General features: G+C 68.4%; 18 protein-coding genes and 1 tRNA gene. 11 read left to right on the top strand and 8 right to left on the bottom strand.

Going from position 1 to position 16,760, the window contains the following annotated elements:
• Positions 1–16: 16 nt before the first annotated feature.
• Entirely contained in the window at positions 17–589 is a 573-nt protein-coding gene (locus AC5WS7_RS20195) for a TetR/AcrR family transcriptional regulator (RefSeq protein WP_495956096.1), read from the bottom strand.
• A 162-nt stretch (positions 590–751) separates the two neighbouring features.
• On the opposite strand from AC5WS7_RS20195, the gene AC5WS7_RS20190 reads away from it, so the two are divergent.
• Positions 752–1,219, top strand: a complete 468-nt coding sequence (locus tag AC5WS7_RS20190) for a nuclear transport factor 2 family protein (protein WP_495956095.1) — start codon at positions 752–754, stop codon at positions 1,217–1,219.
• Positions 1,220–1,232: 13 nt separating this feature from the next.
• Entirely contained in the window at positions 1,233–2,156 is a 924-nt protein-coding gene (locus tag AC5WS7_RS20185; protein WP_495956094.1) for a CE1 family esterase, read from the top strand.
• Between the two features lie 370 nt (positions 2,157–2,526).
• Here AC5WS7_RS20185 and AC5WS7_RS20180 read toward each other — a convergent pair.
• Positions 2,527–2,599 (bottom strand) — tRNA-Asn (locus AC5WS7_RS20180).
• 256 nt (positions 2,600–2,855) lie between these two features.
• On the opposite strand from AC5WS7_RS20180, the gene AC5WS7_RS20175 reads away from it, so the two are divergent.
• The 3 genes from AC5WS7_RS20175 (at position 2,856) to AC5WS7_RS20165 (ending at position 5,991) form a co-directional block, all read left to right on the top strand.
• Positions 2,856–3,314: a hypothetical protein gene (locus AC5WS7_RS20175; RefSeq protein ID WP_495956093.1), complete on the top strand. Its 459-nt coding sequence runs from the start codon at positions 2,856–2,858 to the stop codon at positions 3,312–3,314.
• Positions 3,315–3,413: 99 nt separating this feature from the next.
• A complete protein-coding gene (locus tag AC5WS7_RS20170; RefSeq protein ID WP_495956092.1) occupies positions 3,414–4,490 on the top strand; it encodes a fused (3R)-hydroxyacyl-ACP dehydratase subunits HadA/HadB in 1,077 nt (358 codons plus the stop codon).
• A 31-nt stretch (positions 4,491–4,521) separates the two neighbouring features.
• Complete coding sequence (locus AC5WS7_RS20165) at positions 4,522–5,991, top strand: dihydrolipoyl dehydrogenase family protein (RefSeq protein ID WP_495956091.1); 1,470 nt, start codon at positions 4,522–4,524, stop codon at positions 5,989–5,991.
• A gap of 70 nt (positions 5,992–6,061) precedes the next feature.
• On the opposite strand, the gene AC5WS7_RS20160 is transcribed toward AC5WS7_RS20165, so the two are convergent.
• Both AC5WS7_RS20160 and AC5WS7_RS20155 read right to left on the bottom strand, forming a co-directional pair.
• Positions 6,062–7,153: an NAD(P)-dependent alcohol dehydrogenase gene (locus tag AC5WS7_RS20160; RefSeq protein WP_495956090.1), complete on the bottom strand. Its 1,092-nt coding sequence runs from the start codon at positions 7,151–7,153 to the stop codon at positions 6,062–6,064.
• Positions 7,153–7,623 (bottom strand): DUF4334 domain-containing protein, encoded by a 471-nt coding sequence (locus AC5WS7_RS20155; RefSeq protein WP_495956089.1) that lies wholly within the window; start codon positions 7,621–7,623, stop codon positions 7,153–7,155. The genes AC5WS7_RS20160 and AC5WS7_RS20155 overlap by 1 nt, the downstream gene beginning before the upstream one ends.
• Before the next feature lie 82 nt (positions 7,624–7,705).
• Between AC5WS7_RS20155 and AC5WS7_RS20150 the strand changes: the two genes are divergently transcribed.
• From AC5WS7_RS20150 to AC5WS7_RS20140, 3 genes are all read left to right on the top strand, one after another.
• Positions 7,706–8,260 carry a TetR/AcrR family transcriptional regulator gene (locus tag AC5WS7_RS20150; RefSeq protein ID WP_495956088.1) on the top strand — a complete coding sequence of 185 codons (555 nt, stop codon included), beginning with the start codon at positions 7,706–7,708 and terminating at the stop codon, positions 8,258–8,260.
• Positions 8,261–8,381: 121 nt separating this feature from the next.
• A complete protein-coding gene (locus AC5WS7_RS20145; RefSeq protein ID WP_495956087.1) occupies positions 8,382–8,576 on the top strand; it encodes a hypothetical protein in 195 nt (64 codons plus the stop codon).
• A 37-nt stretch (positions 8,577–8,613) separates the two neighbouring features.
• Positions 8,614–9,072, top strand: coding sequence for an SRPBCC family protein (locus AC5WS7_RS20140; protein WP_495956086.1), 459 nt, complete (start codon positions 8,614–8,616; stop codon positions 9,070–9,072).
• 21 nt (positions 9,073–9,093) lie between these two features.
• Here the strand turns inward: AC5WS7_RS20140 and AC5WS7_RS20135 are convergent, their stop codons facing one another.
• Together AC5WS7_RS20135 and AC5WS7_RS20130 are read right to left on the bottom strand one after the other, a co-directional pair.
• The gene (locus AC5WS7_RS20135; protein WP_495956085.1) at positions 9,094–11,235 is read right to left on the bottom strand and encodes an amylo-alpha-1,6-glucosidase; all 2,142 of its coding nucleotides are present in this window, start codon (positions 11,233–11,235) and stop codon (positions 9,094–9,096) included.
• A 34-nt stretch (positions 11,236–11,269) separates the two neighbouring features.
• Positions 11,270–12,385 (bottom strand): glycosyltransferase family 4 protein, encoded by a 1,116-nt coding sequence (locus AC5WS7_RS20130; protein ID WP_495956434.1) that lies wholly within the window; start codon positions 12,383–12,385, stop codon positions 11,270–11,272.
• Between the two features lie 426 nt (positions 12,386–12,811).
• Here AC5WS7_RS20130 and AC5WS7_RS20125 point away from each other — a divergent pair, with 426 nt between their 5' ends.
• Complete coding sequence (locus tag AC5WS7_RS20125) at positions 12,812–13,414, top strand: phosphoribosylanthranilate isomerase (protein ID WP_495956084.1); 603 nt, start codon at positions 12,812–12,814, stop codon at positions 13,412–13,414.
• Positions 13,415–13,423: 9 nt separating this feature from the next.
• Here the strand turns inward: AC5WS7_RS20125 and AC5WS7_RS20120 are convergent, their stop codons facing one another.
• Together AC5WS7_RS20120 and AC5WS7_RS20115 are read right to left on the bottom strand one after the other, a co-directional pair.
• Positions 13,424–13,816: a rhodanese-like domain-containing protein gene (locus AC5WS7_RS20120; protein WP_495956083.1), complete on the bottom strand. Its 393-nt coding sequence runs from the start codon at positions 13,814–13,816 to the stop codon at positions 13,424–13,426.
• A gap of 19 nt (positions 13,817–13,835) precedes the next feature.
• Positions 13,836–14,372 carry a cysteine dioxygenase gene (locus tag AC5WS7_RS20115; RefSeq protein ID WP_495956082.1) on the bottom strand — a complete coding sequence of 179 codons (537 nt, stop codon included), beginning with the start codon at positions 14,370–14,372 and terminating at the stop codon, positions 13,836–13,838.
• 193 nt (positions 14,373–14,565) lie between these two features.
• Here AC5WS7_RS20115 and AC5WS7_RS20110 point away from each other — a divergent pair, with 193 nt between their 5' ends.
• Positions 14,566–15,327 carry a DeoR/GlpR family DNA-binding transcription regulator gene (locus AC5WS7_RS20110; RefSeq protein WP_495956081.1) on the top strand — a complete coding sequence of 254 codons (762 nt, stop codon included), beginning with the start codon at positions 14,566–14,568 and terminating at the stop codon, positions 15,325–15,327.
• Positions 15,320–16,531: an MFS transporter gene (locus tag AC5WS7_RS20105; RefSeq protein ID WP_495956080.1), complete on the top strand. Its 1,212-nt coding sequence runs from the start codon at positions 15,320–15,322 to the stop codon at positions 16,529–16,531. Before AC5WS7_RS20110 ends, AC5WS7_RS20105 begins: the two co-directional genes overlap by 8 nt.
• The last annotated feature ends 229 nt before the right edge of the window (positions 16,532–16,760 follow it).

Raw genomic sequence — 16,760 nt, 5'->3', positions numbered from 1 at the left:
GAGGGGCTGGTTGCGATCATTCGTGCGAACCATCGTCGAATTGTGTTGCGGGCGAGGCTAGTCCGGCGAAGATGATCGAAAGGACCCGCTCTCGGGTGCGCGGGTCCCATCCGACCCGCACCGCGCCCTGGGTGGTGCTGATCAGCAGCGCGACGACGTCGTCGGTGGTGACGTCCGGGCGGACGTTTCCCTGTGCTTGTGCTCGCTGCAGTAACCTCTCCAGCGTGTCGGCGAACCCGGTGATCGCGGCGTCGACCGGGACGGCGGTCCCCACGCCCGCGAGCAGTTCCACGATCGTCTTCTGCTCGGCGGTTTCTGTCACCAGGTAGGAGAAGAACGCACGCAACGCGGTGGCGGGATCGCCGTCGCGGACCAGCCGGTCGGCCTCGTCCTTCAGTCGCTGTAGCAGGTCCTTGATGATCGCCGCTAATAGGTCCTGTTTGGTCGGGAAATGCCGGAACACCGTTCCCACCGACACTCCGGCACGCCTCGCGACGTCCTCGGTCGACCCCGCGGCGCCGTGCTCGTTGAACACCTCCTCGGCCGCGGCCAGGATGCGATCCCGGTTACGCCGCGCGTCGGCGCGCATCGGCGCGAGACCGTCCTTGTTGTGCTGTCCCTGGCTGATCTCGACCCTCCTCTACCCGTTGACAACCGGAGTGATGACTCATATTCTCACAGCTATAAACGGAGTCATCACTCATGTTATGCGATGTTGCCGAAAGCATTCCGGCCAGAAGGAGTCACCGTCATGACCAGCAGGATCACCCAGACGCCGGCAGAGCAGTTGTTCCATCGGCTGCTGCGCCACTTGATCAGCGATCCTGGCGAGCCGATCGACGAACAGCTGTGGGCCCCGGACGTCGTCGTCGAGATGCCGTTCGCCAGCGGTGGAACGTTCCGGATCGAGGGCCGCAGTGAATTCCTCGCCTTCGCCGAACGGGGTCGACGCGCCCTGCCGATCCGCTTCGAGGGAGCCCGCGACGTGGTCGTGCACCACAGCGTCGACCCGAACGTCGTCATCGGCGAATACGAGCTGGCCGCCAGCCACACCACGACGGGCCGGACTGTCTCGGCACGGTTCATCGGCGTGCTCACCGCCGGCGACGGGCAGATCGTGGGCTGGCGCGAGTATCAGGACACCCTCGCCATGCTCGATGCGCTGGGCGCCACGCCCGAGGGGTCCGGCGCTGCCGATGACAGCCCACGGACAGTGTGAAGGTGGACCGCCCGTGCCCACGACCAGCGTTGCAGGCCGCGCGACAGGCGCACTGATCCACGCCGAACTCCGCATAGCCGGCCGGCGGCGCACCTTCACGCTGCGACTACCGAGCAGCCGGTATGCCGACGGCCCAACTCCTCTGGCCCTTGTCTTGCACGGCCGGGGCAGCACCGGACACGCGATGCAACGCATCAGCGGCCTCGACACCAGGGCCGACCGGTGGGGTATCGCGGTGGCCTACCCCGACGGTCGTCGCCGCAACTGGGCCGACAGCCGCCATGACACCGATCCGGGCGCCGATGCCGACCATGACGTCGAATTCCTGCGCGGCGTGATCGACTGGTGCGCAAAGCATCACGGCTGCTGGCCGGATCGCACGATTGTCGCGGGCCTGTCGTCGGGCGCGTTCATGGCACACCGTCTCGCGGTCCAAGCCGGGGAGAAAGTGGCAGTGCTCGCCGCCATCGCCGGTGCCATGCCGGCCGCAGTGCGCGATCACAAATCCACCCACGCCGTCTCGGTGCTGTTGATCAACGGCACCGCGGACACGATCGTGCCGCTCACCGGTCGCTACTCACGTCGTCACCGGCGCGGCGGGCAGCCTCCATGGCAACTGCTGTCACAACGCGACACCGTCAACTACTGGCGAGCCGTTGACGGCCTCGACGACATCAATCCCACCACCAGTATCACCGCAGCCGATCAACCCGGCTGGTTCGCGGTTACGCAGCAGACGTTCACCGGTGGCGTTGCGGAAACCGAAGTCTGCGCGTGGGCAATACAAGGGGCGGGCCACACCTGGCCCGGCAGTAACCCATCCAGGTTCCACCGTCTGCTGCCGGTCGGGCTCACAGCCCAGAACTTCCACGCCGCCGACGAGATCTGCCGGTTCGCGCTGCCCCGGCTGCACCCCGCCGCGACACGCCACCTGTGATCGAACCACCCCGTACCACTCTGCAGAAAACCCAGCCACCGTGTTGCTCGCGTTGCCGGTGCACCCTTCGGATTCGACAGCGAACGGCTACAGGTCCAATTCCTTTGTATCGCTGCGTATCTCGACGGTCAGCGGCCCTGCTATCGGAGTGGGTTTCGTTTGTCCGGATCGGGCAGCCGTGCAGGATGCCGACATACCGGTTTCCGAGCTGCCGTAGGGTCGCACGCGCGTCGGATTCGTCGACGGTGCTGGATCTCGGTTCGGGCAGTTGACGAAACTCCGGGAGCGATTTCTCGGCATATTTTCGGTGAAAGCCCAGTCCGACCGGACTGGGCTTTCACCGATGCCGGGCTTGACCCGCAGTTTTATGCTCCCCCATCTGGACTCGAACCAGAAACCTGCCGATTAACAGTCGGCTGCTCTGCCAATTGAGCTATAGGGGATTGCTCGCGGTCGCCGTATCGGGTGACCGAGGAGAAACTTTAGCGTATCGCTGGTCGTGACCCCAAATCGTGGCTCTACCTGGGGGTTGTGCGGATGGGTTGGGAGAGGCGGGTGGGGGTGGCGTGGCGGAAATCGTGCGGAGTGAGGGTGTGGCTGAGTAGTGTCTGCCAGGTCTCTGCGTGGTCTCGGCGACGCTGGAGCTGTTGTCTCTGCGGTTGTCGACGATCTTCGAGTTCATATGCCGAGGGAGTACGTATGAAACGTTCGATCAAGGCGGCAATCGCCGCATGTGCGGCCGGGGCCTTGGCGCCACTGTTGTTCACCACCGGCGCGCAGGCCGCCGGACCGGTCTACTTCTCCATGGGACCGTTCCAGTGCGCGATCTCGCCGGACGGCACGGTCGGCTGTGACACTTCTTCGCCGACGCTCATGTCGATCAAGGTCGGCGGAACGTATCTGCCGATTCCGTTCCAGGTGAGTCAGGTCGTGATCGATGTGCCGTGGGCGCCGGCGCATCCGGGATTCGCCGCGGGGACTCCGTACACGCTGCCGGGGGGAAATCCGAATATCTCCACCGTGGCCACCGGTCACGACATGTGGGGGCCGAGTATCAGCTACGCCGGGGCGACCTGTGCGGTCGGTTTCCACGGCAGCGTGACGTGCCAGTCCAAGGGGCACGCGTGGAGCTACTACGAGCAGATCACCGCGGGCTGAGATCCGTGGCGGCCCCGTCGTTTTCGTCGACGGGGCCGTTTTCGTGTGCGACGGCGCGCGTCGGCCACCCAATCGTCCCATTTGCCGTATGTTAGCTGCGTGGAGCATCTAGCGACTCTGGAGTCACCCGCACCGGACCCGGCCGCACATGCTACGGCCATGGTGGGCCGCCATTACATCGCCGAGGATCACTACGTGGTCGGCAGGGAGAAGATCCGCGAATACGCCAAGGCTGTTCAGGACTACCATCCCGCGCATCACGATGAGAAGGACGAGTTCGCTTCGGGATCAGGAGGATTGCTGGCACCGCTGACATTCGTCTCGCCGCTGGGCATGCACGCACAGCGCAAGCTGCTCGAACAGATTGCGGTCGGACACGATCTGAGTCAGTTGATCCAGACCGATCAGATCATGCGATTCCATCGCCCGATCGTGGCGGGTGACCAGCTGAACTGTGACGTGTCGCTGGACTCGTTACGGCAGTTACGCGGCCGCGACATGATGGTGCTGGCGACCCGGGTGTCGAATCAGCGCGACGAACTCGTGCACACCGCGCACAGCACACTCTTTCTGGGCTCTCGCGGCGACTTCGCCGACGCGCCGGCCGCCACCGCCCGCGACCTGGTCGCGCACCATATGTCGGGTTTGGTGCCGGACCGGGCGTATCCGGACCGCCCCACGCCGCCTGACCGAACACGCCGGTCCGGCCGGAATCGGCTCGTTGCCGTCGAACCGCCCGCACCGCGTGGCCGCCGGATCGGCGAGGTATCGGTTGGTGAGGAGCTGCCTCCGCGCACAGTGCGCCTGAGCCGGGGCGATCTGGTGAACTACGCCGGTGTCTCCGGCGACGGCAATCCCATCCACTGGAGTGAGGAGTTCGCCATCCTCGTCGGGCTGGATACCGTTGTCGCGCATGGTGTTCTGACCATGGGCCTCGCCGCCGGCCACATCACCTCCTGGCTGCGCGATCCGAGTGCGGTGCAGGAGTACTCGGTCCGGTTCGCCAACCCGGTCTACGTCGAGCAGTTGCGCGGTGCGACGATCACTTTCACCGGGACCGTCGGATCGCTGGACCCGGACACCGGCACCGCGGTGATCGCGATGAACGCGACCAGTGGAGGCCGCAGGATATTCGGACACCGCACGGCGATGAGAGTCCGTCTGGCACAGGACTGATCGTCGCCGACGACACGATCGGAAGTAATCCATGGCAGACGAGAACACCCGGACCTACGACGTCATCGTGCTGGGCGCGGGCCCGGTCGGTGAGAACGTCGCCGACCGGACCGCCGCCGCCGGGCTGAGTACCGTCATCGTCGAATCCGAACTGGTCGGCGGCGAATGTTCGTACTGGGCTTGCGAACCCAGTAAGGCGCTGCTGCGGCCGGTGCTGCTGTACGGGGAGGCGTCGCGGTTCCCGGGGGTGAGTTCGGCGGTCACCGGGCCGATCGATGCGGCGGCGGTGCTGCGGCATCGCGACTATATGGTCGCCGACTGGGACGACAAGGGTCAGGCGGACTGGGTGGCCTCGGCTGGGATCACGCTGTTGCGCGGGCACGGCAGGTTCACCGGGCCGCGGCAGGTGACCGTCGCCACCACCGAGGGCGAGACCGTCCGGCTGACCGCCCGGCAGGCGGTGGCCGTGTGCACCGGCAGCCGGGCGTCCCTGCCGCCGCTGTCGAATCTGGACACGCTGCGCTATTGGACCAGTCGTGAGGCCACCAGTGCACAACAGGTGCCGGGACGCCTGGTGATCCTCGGTGCGGGCGTGGTCGCCGTCGAGATGGCCACCGCCTGGCAGGCGCTGGGCGCGCAGGTCACCCTCGTCGCACGCGGCTCCGCGCTGCTGGGCCGCATGGAACCCTTCGCCTCGGACCTGGTCGCCGATCGGCTGCGGGCCGCGGGGGTGGATCTGCGGTTCGGTTCGGGCATCGACGCGGCCGAGCGCCCGGACGGTCCGGACGGCGAGATCCACGTGACGCTCTCCGACGGCAGCCGGATCGTCGCGGACGAACTGCTGTTCGCGACCGGCCGCGCACCCCGCACCGACGACATCGGGCTCGACACAATCGGTTTGAAGCCCGGGACGTGGCTCGCTACCGACGACACGTTCACCGTCGAGGCGGTCGAAGGTGACTGGCTGTACGCCGTCGGGGACGTGAATCACCGTGCGCTGCTTACTCATCAGGGCAAATATCAGGCGCGGATCGCCGGCGGCGTCATCGCGGATCGGGCGCGCGGGGCGGCGCTGGACACCGGTACCTGGGGCCGCAGCGTCGGCACCGCGGATCATCTGGCGGTCCCGCAGGTGGTCTTCACCGATCCGGAGATCACCGCGGTCGGGCTCACCAGCCAGGACGCCGAGCGCGAGGGCCGCACGGTGGATGTGGTCGACTACGAGATCGGCCAGGTGGCGGGTGCGGTCCAGCACGATCCGAAATACGTTGGCAGAGCGCGCCTTCTGATCGATCCCGAGCGCCGCACGATCCTCGGCGCGACCTTCGCCGGCGCCGGTGTCGCCGAACTCCTGCACTCGGCGACGATCGCGATCGCGGGCGAGGTCACCATCGACCGACTGTGGCACGCGGTTCCGTCGTTCCCGACCATCAGCGAGGTCTGGCTGCGGCTGTCGGAGGCCTACCGCGATCAGCAGGCCGGTTCGACCGGCGGGCAATAGTTTCCGGCAACTGCGGGAATGTCCTCCGGCTCAGGTGCTCCGGAGGACAGCCGCCGATATCCGGCCGGCCTTACCAGGTCAGTACAGGTTTGACGACGCGGCCCGCGCGCTGATCGGCCAGAGCCGCGTTGATCCGGGTGTGCGGATAGCCGCGCACCAGGCGGTCCAGCGGCAGCCGCCCGGCGGCGTGCAGCGCGAGCAGTTCGGGAATGAACCGCTGGGGCACCGCGTCACCTTCGAGACAACCACGAATCGTCTTGCCGGACAGCACGATATCGCGCAGATCGACCGGCGGGACGCCAGCGCCGAGACCGACGACCACGGCGACGCCGCCGATGGCCAAGGCAGCCACGGCATTCGCGAGCACCTCGGGACGTCCGGTCGTATCCAGCGCGTGGGTGGCGCCGCCTCCGGTCAGATCCGAGATCGCCGCGACGGTATCGCCGCCGGCCGGATCGAGCGCTGCGGTCGCGCCGAATTCCATTGCCAGGGAACGGCGTTCGAGGGATGGCTCGACCACGATGACGTCGACGTCCGGGAGCGACTGGGCGGCCAGCAGCGCGGCCATGCCGACGGCTCCGGCTCCGTGGACGACGAGTGTGGCTCCCGGTTCGGGCCGCAGGGCATTGAGCACCGCGCCCGCGCCGGTCTGGAATCCGCAGCCCAGGGGAGCGGCGAGCACCGGATCGGTTCCGGCCGGGACGACCACGGTGTTGTCCGCGGTGGTCAGGGCGTATCCGGCGAAGCTGGACTGCCCGAAGAAGCCGTCGCGCACGACGATTCCGCCGATACGCACCCGCGGCGTGCGGTCCGGGCGGTCGCCGAACTGGTTCAGCTCGGTCGCGCGGGCGCAGTACGCCGGACGGCCGAGCAGGCAGTTCCGGCACGCGCCGCAATGCCGGAAGCTCAGTACCACTCGATCACCCGGCCGCACCTCCCGCACGTCCGCGCCGACCGCCTCCACGACGCCGGCGCCCTCGTGCCCGAGCAGCACCGGCCGGTCGGCCGCGCCCGCCGCGCGGGACACCAGATCGGTGTGACAGATCCCGGCCGCCTCGATGCGCACCAGAATCTCGTCTCCGCGCGGATCGTCGATCTCGACCGGCTCGATGGTGAACTCCCCGCGGGGATCGCGGGAGATCGCGGCCGATGTGCTGGGCATCAGGCGCGCTCGAGCAGGAAGTAGAAGTACTCGCCGTCGGCCAGCACCAGATCGGGGTGGCCGTTCATGATGCCCATGAGCGCGTTGTCGTCGAGTCGCTTGAAGTGGTCGAAGACCGGGCGTTTGTCGTAGACCATCGTCGCGGTGACCTCGCCGCGGAACTCGATGTTCCACAGCGATGCCTCACCGCCGCCGCCGAGTTCGACATTGGAGAACAGCGATCCGTCCTCGGCCCGGCAGATCAGTGGTTTGGCCTCGAACAGCGATACGAACGTCTTGCCGTACCAGCGGCTGTGGTCCAGCGCCCGGCACAGCGGATGTCCGGTGCGGAAGGCCGCGCCTCGCCATTCACCCAGGATGTCCTCGGCGCGCACGGTCTCGAGTCCGGCCCACAGCCGATCCAGTTCCGTGCTGAGGACTCCGCCGGGCAGCGCCGCGAGTTCGCGCCAGGGTCGGATCGTCTCGGTCATCCCATCTCTCCACTCTTGGCGAACCGTTTGGTTCGGGAAATCTACACCCGAACCAAACGGTTCGGCAAGCTAGGATTCCAGGATGCGCTCAGCCGGACATGCCACCAAGGAGCGGATCCTCGCCGCGGCCAAGGCCGAATTCGCCCGGTACGGGATCGCGGGGGCGCGGATCAACCGGATCGCCGCGGCCGCCCATGCCAGCAAGGACCGGCTGTACGCGTACTTCGCCGGTAAGGAGGAGCTGTACGCGGCGGTGACCGCGCAGTGGGTGACCGAGACGACCGCCGAAACCGCGCTGGACGCCGCGGACGTCCCCGCGTACATCGGCCGCCTGTTCGACCACTACCTGCGGTATCCGGACAACGCCCGGCTCCAGGCGTGGGCGGACATCGAACGCACCGTGATCCCCGCGGCCGACGAGGCCATCCGAAATGCGGTGGCGCCCAAGCTCGCCGAGATCCGGCGAGGTCAGGCGGCGGGGTTGATCACCGACACCTTCCATCCGCTGACGCTGCTCACGCTGCTCACCGATCTGGCCCGCACCTCGGCGGTGCACGCGATGCACGACAACCGCGCCGACGTCGGGGAACTGCGGGCGGCCACGATGCTCGCCGCGCGCCGGCTCATCGCCCCGTGAACGGCGACGCGAGTGAGGTCCATAACGGTTCGGCCGATATTCGCGTTCAGAGGACTGAACGGGATGCGGACCGGGAACTCGGGTGCAACCCCCGCACGCAGGGGGAACGAGGAGGTCCGTCATGAACGAACTCGTCTGCGGCGACTGCTGGCGCCGCGAGAATCTGACCTTCGCCCAGCGTCTGGATCCGGCGTTCATCCGCCACGGATCCCGGTATCTGTGCCCGGAACACCGCGCCCTGCGCGCGGAACTGTGCCGGGTGCCCGGCCCGGTGCACAGGCGCCTGCCCGGCCCCACGCAGGACCGGGCGGCCTGAACCCGCCCGCTCCCGGACGGCGTGGTTCGATCGGAACATGACCGAGCACGTCGACAATCCCCGAATCGTCACCGCCCGACGCGAAATCGCGGCCGATGCCGCGCGGATCTTCGAACTCATCGCGGATCCGGCGCAACAACCGCGCTGGGACGGTAACGACAACCTCGCCTCCGCGCCCGAGGGGCAGCGTGTGCGCGCGGTCGGGGAGGTGTTCACCATGCGGCTCACCATCGGCCAGATCCGGCAGAACCATGTGGTGGAGTTCGAGGAGGGCCGCCGCATCGCCTGGCGGCCCGCCGAACCCGACCGCGAGCCGCCGGGACATCTGTGGCGTTGGGAACTCGAACCGGCCGGGCCGGGCCGCACCCTGGTGACCCACACCTACGACTGGACGCTGCTGACCGACGAGAAGCGCCAGGTCCGTGCCCGTGCCACCACCTCGGAGAAACTGCTCGGCTCGATGGACCGGCTCGCGGAGATCAGCGAGAAGGACTGAGGCGCAACCTCGTTCGGGACGTCACACGTCGACCGGAACGAGTTCGGCCGCCAGCGCGGAACATTCCCCGTTCAACGTCCAGTCCCCGGGCAGCCCCTCCACGCGCATGGTCTCGCCCTCGGCCTCGATGCCGACCGTGATCGGGCCGAGTCGCAGGTCGGTCAGCATCAGCTGTCCCCAGCGCTCGGGCAGCCGAGGCGCGAGGTCGAGCGTCCGGTTCGGCACGTCCGGGGACAGGCCCAGGAACGACCGCACCAGCAGTAGCGGGGCGGCGCTGGCCCAGGCCTGCGGTGAGCACGACGTCGGGTACGGCACCGGGGCGCGGAACTGGTCGCGGCCGAATCCGCAGAACAGCTCCGGCAGCCGCCCGTGGAAGTGCAGCGCCGCGTCGAGCAGCCCCTTCGCCAGGTTCTCGGCCAGTTCGCACGCGCCGGGAATGTGCCGGTAGCGCATCAGTCCGGCCACCGCCAGGGCGGTATCGTGCGGCCAGATCGAGCCGTTGTGGTAGCTCATCGGGTTGTACGCGCCCATCGCGGCGGACAGGGTGCGCAATCCGAATCCGCTGTCCATGTCCGGATCGGCCAGCTGCTCGACGAGCTGCTCGGCGCGTTCGTCGGAGACGATGCCGGTCCACAGACAGTGCGCGACATTGCTGGACAGCGCGTCGATCCGGCGTTTGCGGTGATCGAGAGCCAGTGCGTACCAACCCTTTTCGGGAACCCAGAAGGCTCGGTCGAAATGCTCCTTGAGTTCCGCGGCCTGACTCTCCAGGCGCAGCGCGGCCTGCTCGTCGCCGCGCGCCCGCGCCAGTTCCGCTCCGGCCAACCGCGCGGCGTACGTGTAACCCTGTACCTCGCACAGCGCGATCGGCGGCTCGGCGAGCCGGCCGGTGACATCGCTGATCGAGTCGAAGCTGTCCTTCCACCCCTGATTGACCAGTCCGCGATCGGTTTTGCGGCGGTATTCGACCAGGCCGTCGTCATCGCAGTCGCCGAAATGCTCCAGCCAGTCCAGCGCCGCGCGGGCGGCCGGGACCAGCTCGGCGACCGCGGCCTCGTCCGCGCCCCAACGCCGGCACTCGGCCAGCAGCATCACGAAAAGCGGTGTGGCATCGACAGATCCGTAGTAGACGCTGCCGCCGAGCACGCGCTCACCGGCGGGCCCGCGCCGCATCTCGTGCATGATGCGCCCGGGTTCCTCCTCGGTGATCGGATCGACCGTGGTGCCCTGCAACGTCGCCAGCTGACGCAAAGTGCCCACGGCCAGTTCGGAATCCAGCGGCAGCGCCATCCACGAGGTGAGCAGGCTGTCCCGGCCGAACAACGTCATGAACCAGGGCGCACCGGCCGCGACGTAGGTCGGCAGTCCGCCGCCCTCGTCGATCCGCAGCGCGCCCAGATCGTTCTCGGTGCGCCGCAGGATGTAGGTCAGGCGCGGGTCGGTGGCCGTGAGATCCGTTGCGGTGGCCCGCCATGCGGTCATCCGGGTGATCGGGCTGTCGTCCTCACCGCAGGAGATCTGCACCCGGCGGTGCCCGGCGACCGGCTGGGCGAACACCTGGGCCCGCCACTGGTTGCGTGCGGGTACCACCACACGCCAGCTCAGCGCGCCCGGCAGCACCACGGGATCGCCTGTGGCACTGATGATCAGGCCGCGGCCTGGATCGGTGTGGTCGGTGAAGTGCAGTTCCGAACCGGCGACGGTGACCTCCGCGCTGCCGTGATGGTTGCGGCCCTCCTTGACCAGGAACAGGTCGGCGAAATCCGCCTCGGCGTGCAGAGTCAGCCGCAGCGCGGTGTCCTCGTGGCCGAGATTGTGCACTGTCACAGTCTCTTTCAGCCCGTCTCCGATCAGGCGGCTGCGCACGATCAGCAGCGTGCTGTCGGCCACGCCCGCTCGCGGCGGCACACGCATCACGAAGCGCGCCTTGAACGATTCGGGGGTCAGCACCGTCAGCTGTTCGGCGTGGGTTCCCTCCACCCGCAGCTCCCAGCGCGAGATCGTGCGGGTGTCCCGGTAGAACAGGCCCTGCGCGGTGCCGGGATGGATATCGCCGAGATTGTCGGACAGACAGAACGTATTCGCCTCGACCAGTGTGATCGTCGACTGGCCGCCGCCCAGCCCGACGGGCGGTCCGGCATTGAACACCTGGGGCGCGTTCACGATGTCACCTCCGCGAAGGTCGCGATCGCCGGGCTCATGCGTTGCTCACCCGGGTCTGCGCGGCTGCCGAGGGCCGCACCATGGCGCTCACCGAACCGCCGCCGAGCAGCGCCGCGGCGCGTTGCGGGGCGAGAGCGTCGAGATATGCCGACTCGTACCCCGCGCTGAGCCCGTCGACGCAGAAATGCTCCTCGACCCGGCGGCGGCACTTCTCGGGATCGATCTCGCGCACCGCCTCGAGCGCCTCGGGCAGTTCGGCCTCCTCGTCGCAGATGATGCCGGTGACGCCGTCCTCGACCACCTCGTCGACCGCACCGCCGCGCAGCGCGACAACCGGTGTGCCACAAGCCATCGCCTCGATCATCACCATGCCGAAGGGCTCCTCCCAGCCGATCGGGAACAGCAGGCAGCGCGCCGAGGCCAGCAGCAGTCGTTTGGCGACGGCGTCGGCCTCGCCGAAGACGCTGTCGTCCGCCGTGAGCAGCGGTCGCACCTGCGATTCGAAGAACGCTTTCTCTTCCGGCTCATTGCATTTCGCGGCGAGCACCAGCCGCAGGCCCGCGGCGTGCGTGGCCCGCAGCGCCCGGTGCGGACCCTTGTACTCCGCGTAGCGGCCCAGGAACAGCGCGTAGTCCTTCTTCTCCTGGCGGAATGGCCATTCGCTCGGGCGCACCGCGTTGTAGACGCGCCCGATCCAGTTCAGATCCGGTGCCAGACTGCGCTGCCGGTCGCTGATGGCGACCAGATGGGCGGTGTCGTTCAGGGCGCGGTAGTACTCGCCAGGATCGCCGTCGACCGGGCCGTGCACGGTCACGATCGTCGGAATGCCCATCTCGGTGTAGAAGGGAGCGTTGAGCGGCCCGGCGAAGGTGTGGTCGTGCACGATATCGATGTGATCGACCGCCGCGATCCGCTCGATCGCCTGCCGGACCTTGAGCGCGTTGTGCACCTCCGGGCCCGCCTGGCCGAGTAGCTGCGGAATCGTGGACTCCCACACCGGGACGAAACGTGCTCTCGTACCGTTCTTTCCGGCGCCGAGCAGGGTCACCCGGTGCCCGCGATCGATCAGGGCGTCGCTCAGTTCGGCGACCACGGCCTCCACGCCGCCGTAACCGGCCGGTGGCACGTCGAAATACGGCGGCGCGACCATGACGATATGCAGTGGACCACCGGGAACGGGCAGTTCGCGAACCGTCGAATCGGCAGGGGAAACGGTGCTGCTCACGGTATTTCCTCCTCAGCTACGGTGCTGTGAGTCTGTGACGAGGCAGAACATCGGTGTGGATTTGTCGGACCGAACAGGCGCTGGACATACGAGAACTCGGTGCTGGCACCGCCGAGCACCGGGGTGAATCGGAGCGAAACTTCTCAGCTGCGGCATCGCGGGCGGCGCACACGTCGCGGGTGCCTCCTGCCCTCGATACCGGTACCACGCTACTACGTTTGCCGGGCTATTGGACAACTCCTGGCAACCTTCGGGCGCGCGGCCCGGCGGGGTCCCGGGCCGGGCTCGGCGGACCCGGCCGCGCGCCAGGCCGGTGCGGGCGTGCCGGTGGTGTGCTGGTTGACTTCGGATATGGCCGATCTCTTCGTCAAGATCTGTGGGCTGCGAACCGAGCGGGACGTGGACGTCGCGGTAGCGGCCGGCGCCGACGCGATCGGATTCGTCTTCGCGGCCGGTCCGCGGACCGTGGACGGGCCGACCGCGCACCGGCTCGCCGCCCGGGTGCCCGACGAGGTCCTGACCGTCGGCGTCTTTCGCGGCCAGCCGGTCGAGCAGGTTCGCCGACTGGCCGAAGTCAGCGGCATCCGCGCGATCCAGCTGCACGGTGACGAGGGGCCGGAATATTACGAGACGTTGCGTCTGCCCGGACGCACCCTGATTCGTGCGGTCGCGGCCGGGCAGCGGACGCTTCGCGCCGGAGAATTCGGCGAGGACCTGTTGCTGCTGGACGCACCGGACCCCGGCTCGGGCAAGGCGTGGAACTGGGGCGCGCCCGAATTCGCCGCGCCCGCCGGGCGCTGGCTGCTGGCCGGTGGCCTGCGCCCGGACAGCGTGCGCGCGGCGGTCGAGGCGACCGGGGCGTGGGGAGTGGACGTCTCGAGTGGCGTCGAGAGCGAGCGGGGCGTCAAATCACCCGAGCTGATCAGGGCCTTCCTGGCCGCCGCCCGCGCCTAGACACGCGCCTTACGGAACTGCTGGCGATCCTCCAGCAACCACCGGCAAACCGGACGATTTCCAGGCCCGGAAACCGCCGACGAGATCGGTCGCCCGGCGCAGTCCGAGCTCCCGGGCCTCGGCGGCGGCCAGACTCGAGGCGTAGCCCTCGTTGCAGACGATCACCACCGGGGTGTCGGCGGTCAGATCCGGCAGCCGATGCTCGCCGCTCGGATCCAGCCGCCATTCCAGCACGATGCGTTCCACCACGACAGCATCCGGAATCTCGCCCTCCGCCAAGCGATTCGCGTGCGGTCGGATATCGACGACCAGCGCGCCCTCGCGTTGCAGCGCCGCCGCGCGTTCGGGGCCGACCCGATCCAATCCGGCCCGGGCGCGGGCGAGCCTGTCCTCGATACTCATCGCGATACCTCCTGCTCGGCTATCGCGACTGTTCCACACCCGCGAAGTCGGTGAGTGCGCGGTATTCGCGCACCGGGCGCAGCGGCGGGGAGTAGGCGTGGACCGTCGCGGCCGGGCCGGTGCCGTTGTTGCCCAGTTGATGGGCGCGACCGGGACCGAAGGCGACGGTGTCACCGGCGCGCCACTGCGCCGCGCGCACCGGGCCCCCGCTGTGCCGGTACTCCTCGTCGAGTTCGCCCAGGGTGATGGTGAACGCGCCGGACGCGCCGCCGTGATCGTGCGGTTCGGTGCCCTGGCCGGGCGTCCAGGACAGCAGCCACACCTCGACGCCCATGGTCAGGGCCAACCTGGTCCACCAGCGCTGTTCGGGGTCGAAACGCACGATCTCCCGTAGTTGCGCGCCGAATTCGGCGGCCACGGTACTGGTCAGATCATGTAACTCGGCGGGGGACCACAGTGTGCGTTCGGCTCGCACCGCCGCGTGCATCGAGGGTAAGTCGATACCGGGATGAATATCCTTGGCGTGCTTGAGTTTCACAGGCAGTGACGTGGTCACCCAACCTCCCGTCGTCGTGCGGACAGCCCGGACGCGGTGGTGCGTCCGGTGAACCAGCCCTCGAATTCTCCGCCTTCGCATCGCGATTGCCAGCGGCCACGATCAGCGTGAGTAAAAAGTCGCGGAACGGCGTTTCCGATCGTTTCGATCAGTTTTTACTTTCGAATGATCAGAAATGCTGTACGTTCGAGCGATGACATACGGCGAGACCAGGCAGGCGCAGATCGTGCGGGCGCTCCGGTCGGCGGAATCGGTGAGCGTGGCCGACCTGTCCCGAGCGCTGGGCGCGTCCGAGGTGACGATCCGGCGTGATCTGGCCGAACTCGAGCAGGCCGGGGTGTTGCGGCGGGTACGCGGCGGTGCGGTCAGTGCCATGCTGCGCGGGGAGGGGCTGCCGTTCGCGATGCGCGAGCTCGAGCGCGCCGAGGCCAAGGCGCGTATCGCGGCGGCGGCCGTGGCCCGCGTCTGCGACGGTGAATCGGTCGTACTCGACGGTGGCACAACGGGTTCGGTGGCCGCGCGCTATCTGGCCGAGCGGCGGCTGACGGTGGTGCCGCTCGCCCTGGCCGGTCTCGGCGTGCTCGCCGCCGCGCCCGAGATCTCGCTGCTGCTGCCCGGCGGGACGGTGCGGCCGGGCGAGTCCTCGCTGGTCGGCCCGATGGCCGAGCGGGCCCTCGCCCAGTTGCGGCTGGACACCATGTTGCTGACCTGCTGCGGATTCGATCCGCGTCGTGGGGTCACGGCGTACGACCTGCAGGATGCGGCGGTCAAGCGAGCCGCGATGGACGCCTCCGCGCGCACCATCGCGATGGTCGATTCGAGTAAGTTCGCCCGTACCGCGATGGCGGTGGTCTGTCCGACGACGGCGGTGGACATGGTGATCACCGATGTCGACGCGCCCGAGGACGTGGTCGCGGCCTTGCGTGCGGACGGAATCGAGGTGCACCGTGTCTGAAATACCCTGCCGGACAACGCGGTATCGTTCCGGCGAATCGAAACGGTCCGGCCCCGCGCGGCTCGCGGTCGGCGTCACCTTCTTCGTGCAGGCGGTCCTGTTCGCCTCGTGGACGGCGCATATTCCGGGCGTCGAGGCGGCACTGGGCCTCAGCGACGGCACCCTGGGGACCGCGCTGCTGGGCCTGCCGATCGGGTCGGTCTCCGCGATGGCGTTGTGCGGATGGTTGCTGCCGCGACTGGGCAGCCCGCGTGTGATCCGCATCGCGATCGCGGGCTACGCGGTCTCGGGTATCGGTGTGGGACTGGCGAATTCGCCGATCCTGCTGTTCGTCGCGCTGTACTTCTGGGGGTTGATGCAGGGCATGGTCGACGTCGCGATGAACACCCAGGCGGTGACCGTCGAGAAGGCGGCGGGCCGTCCGATCATGTCCCGGCTGCACGGCATGTGGAGTGTCGGCGGATTCGCCGGCGGGCTGATCGGTTCGGGTGCGGTGGGCCTGGGCATCGGTCTGACCGTCCAGTTGGCGGTGCTCGGCGTCCTGGCCGTCGTGGCAGTGGAAGTGTTGTCGCGCAATCTCATTCGCGATTCCGGCGGCCCGGGGACGCGATCGGCTCCGGCCTCGCGGCGCGGACGATGGTCGGCGGTGATCGTGCTGCTCGGCGCGGTCGCGTTCGCCTCGATGCTGTGCGAGGGTGCGGCGGCGGACTGGTCCGCGGCGTATCTGCGCAACGAACTGGGCGCCAGCGCCGCGACAGCGGGCCTGGGGTACGCCTCGTTCGCGCTGGCGATGGTGGCGATGCGGTTGAGCGGTACGGGTTTACAACGCCGCTTCCGCCCGACCGCACTGCTTCCGGTGTTGGCCGTGATCTTCGCCTGCGGTATGGGCGCGGCGTTGATCCTGCGCCAGCCGGTCGTGGCTCTGCTCGGATTCGCTTGCATGGGACTCGGATTGGGGCTGGTGGTGCCCAGCGCCTTCAGCGCCGCGGGCCGGGTGGCCGCCGACGCCAACCCGGGACCGTCGATCGCCGCGGTCGCGGCCCTGGGCTGGTGCGGGTTCGTCTCGGGCCCACCGCTGATCGGCCATCTCGCCGATATCGTGGGGCTCGGTGCGGCCCTGTGGGTTCTGCCGGTCCTTGCCGTCGTCCTGGCCCTCGTCGCCCGGTTCGGCAGAGGCTTCGCCGAACCCGGTCCCTCGCAATGAGATTCGTCTCGTCGTTCGGCACGCCCCGCGGGCGCCGGCCCGTGGGAGGCGGAGCGCTCACCGACAGCTCCGGCGACGCGTCCCGATACGCCTCGATCTGCACCGGACTCGACTGCCCCGTGCAGCTCTGGTTCAGCATCGAAGACGGCCGATCCGCGGTGTGCGGCTCGATCGTCGTGATGCTCCAAGCCCGCATCGGCGGGCGCTCACCGCGGCTGCTCCGGTTCGG

Source organism: Nocardia sp. PLKS1-43, from assembly GCF_059510335.1.
This window is presented reverse-complemented; position numbering and strand designations above follow the sequence as displayed.

Coding starts and splice junctions, on each gene's coding strand:
- AC5WS7_RS20195 (WP_495956096.1), bottom strand. CDS start 589: ATGCGCGCCGACGCGCGGCGTAACCGGGATCGCATCCTGGCCGCGGCC.
- AC5WS7_RS20190 (WP_495956095.1), top strand. CDS start 752: ATGACCAGCAGGATCACCCAGACGCCGGCAGAGCAGTTGTTCCATCGG.
- AC5WS7_RS20175 (WP_495956093.1), top strand. CDS start 2,856: ATGAAACGTTCGATCAAGGCGGCAATCGCCGCATGTGCGGCCGGGGCC.
- AC5WS7_RS20165 (WP_495956091.1), top strand. CDS start 4,522: ATGGCAGACGAGAACACCCGGACCTACGACGTCATCGTGCTGGGCGCG.
- AC5WS7_RS20160 (WP_495956090.1), bottom strand. CDS start 7,153: ATGCCCAGCACATCGGCCGCGATCTCCCGCGATCCCCGCGGGGAGTTC.
- AC5WS7_RS20155 (WP_495956089.1), bottom strand. CDS start 7,623: ATGACCGAGACGATCCGACCCTGGCGCGAACTCGCGGCGCTGCCCGGC.
- AC5WS7_RS20150 (WP_495956088.1), top strand. CDS start 7,706: ATGCGCTCAGCCGGACATGCCACCAAGGAGCGGATCCTCGCCGCGGCC.
- AC5WS7_RS20145 (WP_495956087.1), top strand. CDS start 8,382: ATGAACGAACTCGTCTGCGGCGACTGCTGGCGCCGCGAGAATCTGACC.
- AC5WS7_RS20140 (WP_495956086.1), top strand. CDS start 8,614: ATGACCGAGCACGTCGACAATCCCCGAATCGTCACCGCCCGACGCGAA.
- AC5WS7_RS20130 (WP_495956434.1), bottom strand. CDS start 12,385: ATGGTCGCGCCGCCGTATTTCGACGTGCCACCGGCCGGTTACGGCGGC.
- AC5WS7_RS20125 (WP_495956084.1), top strand. CDS start 12,812: ATGGCCGATCTCTTCGTCAAGATCTGTGGGCTGCGAACCGAGCGGGAC.
- AC5WS7_RS20120 (WP_495956083.1), bottom strand. CDS start 13,816: ATGAGTATCGAGGACAGGCTCGCCCGCGCCCGGGCCGGATTGGATCGG.
- AC5WS7_RS20110 (WP_495956081.1), top strand. CDS start 14,566: ATGACATACGGCGAGACCAGGCAGGCGCAGATCGTGCGGGCGCTCCGG.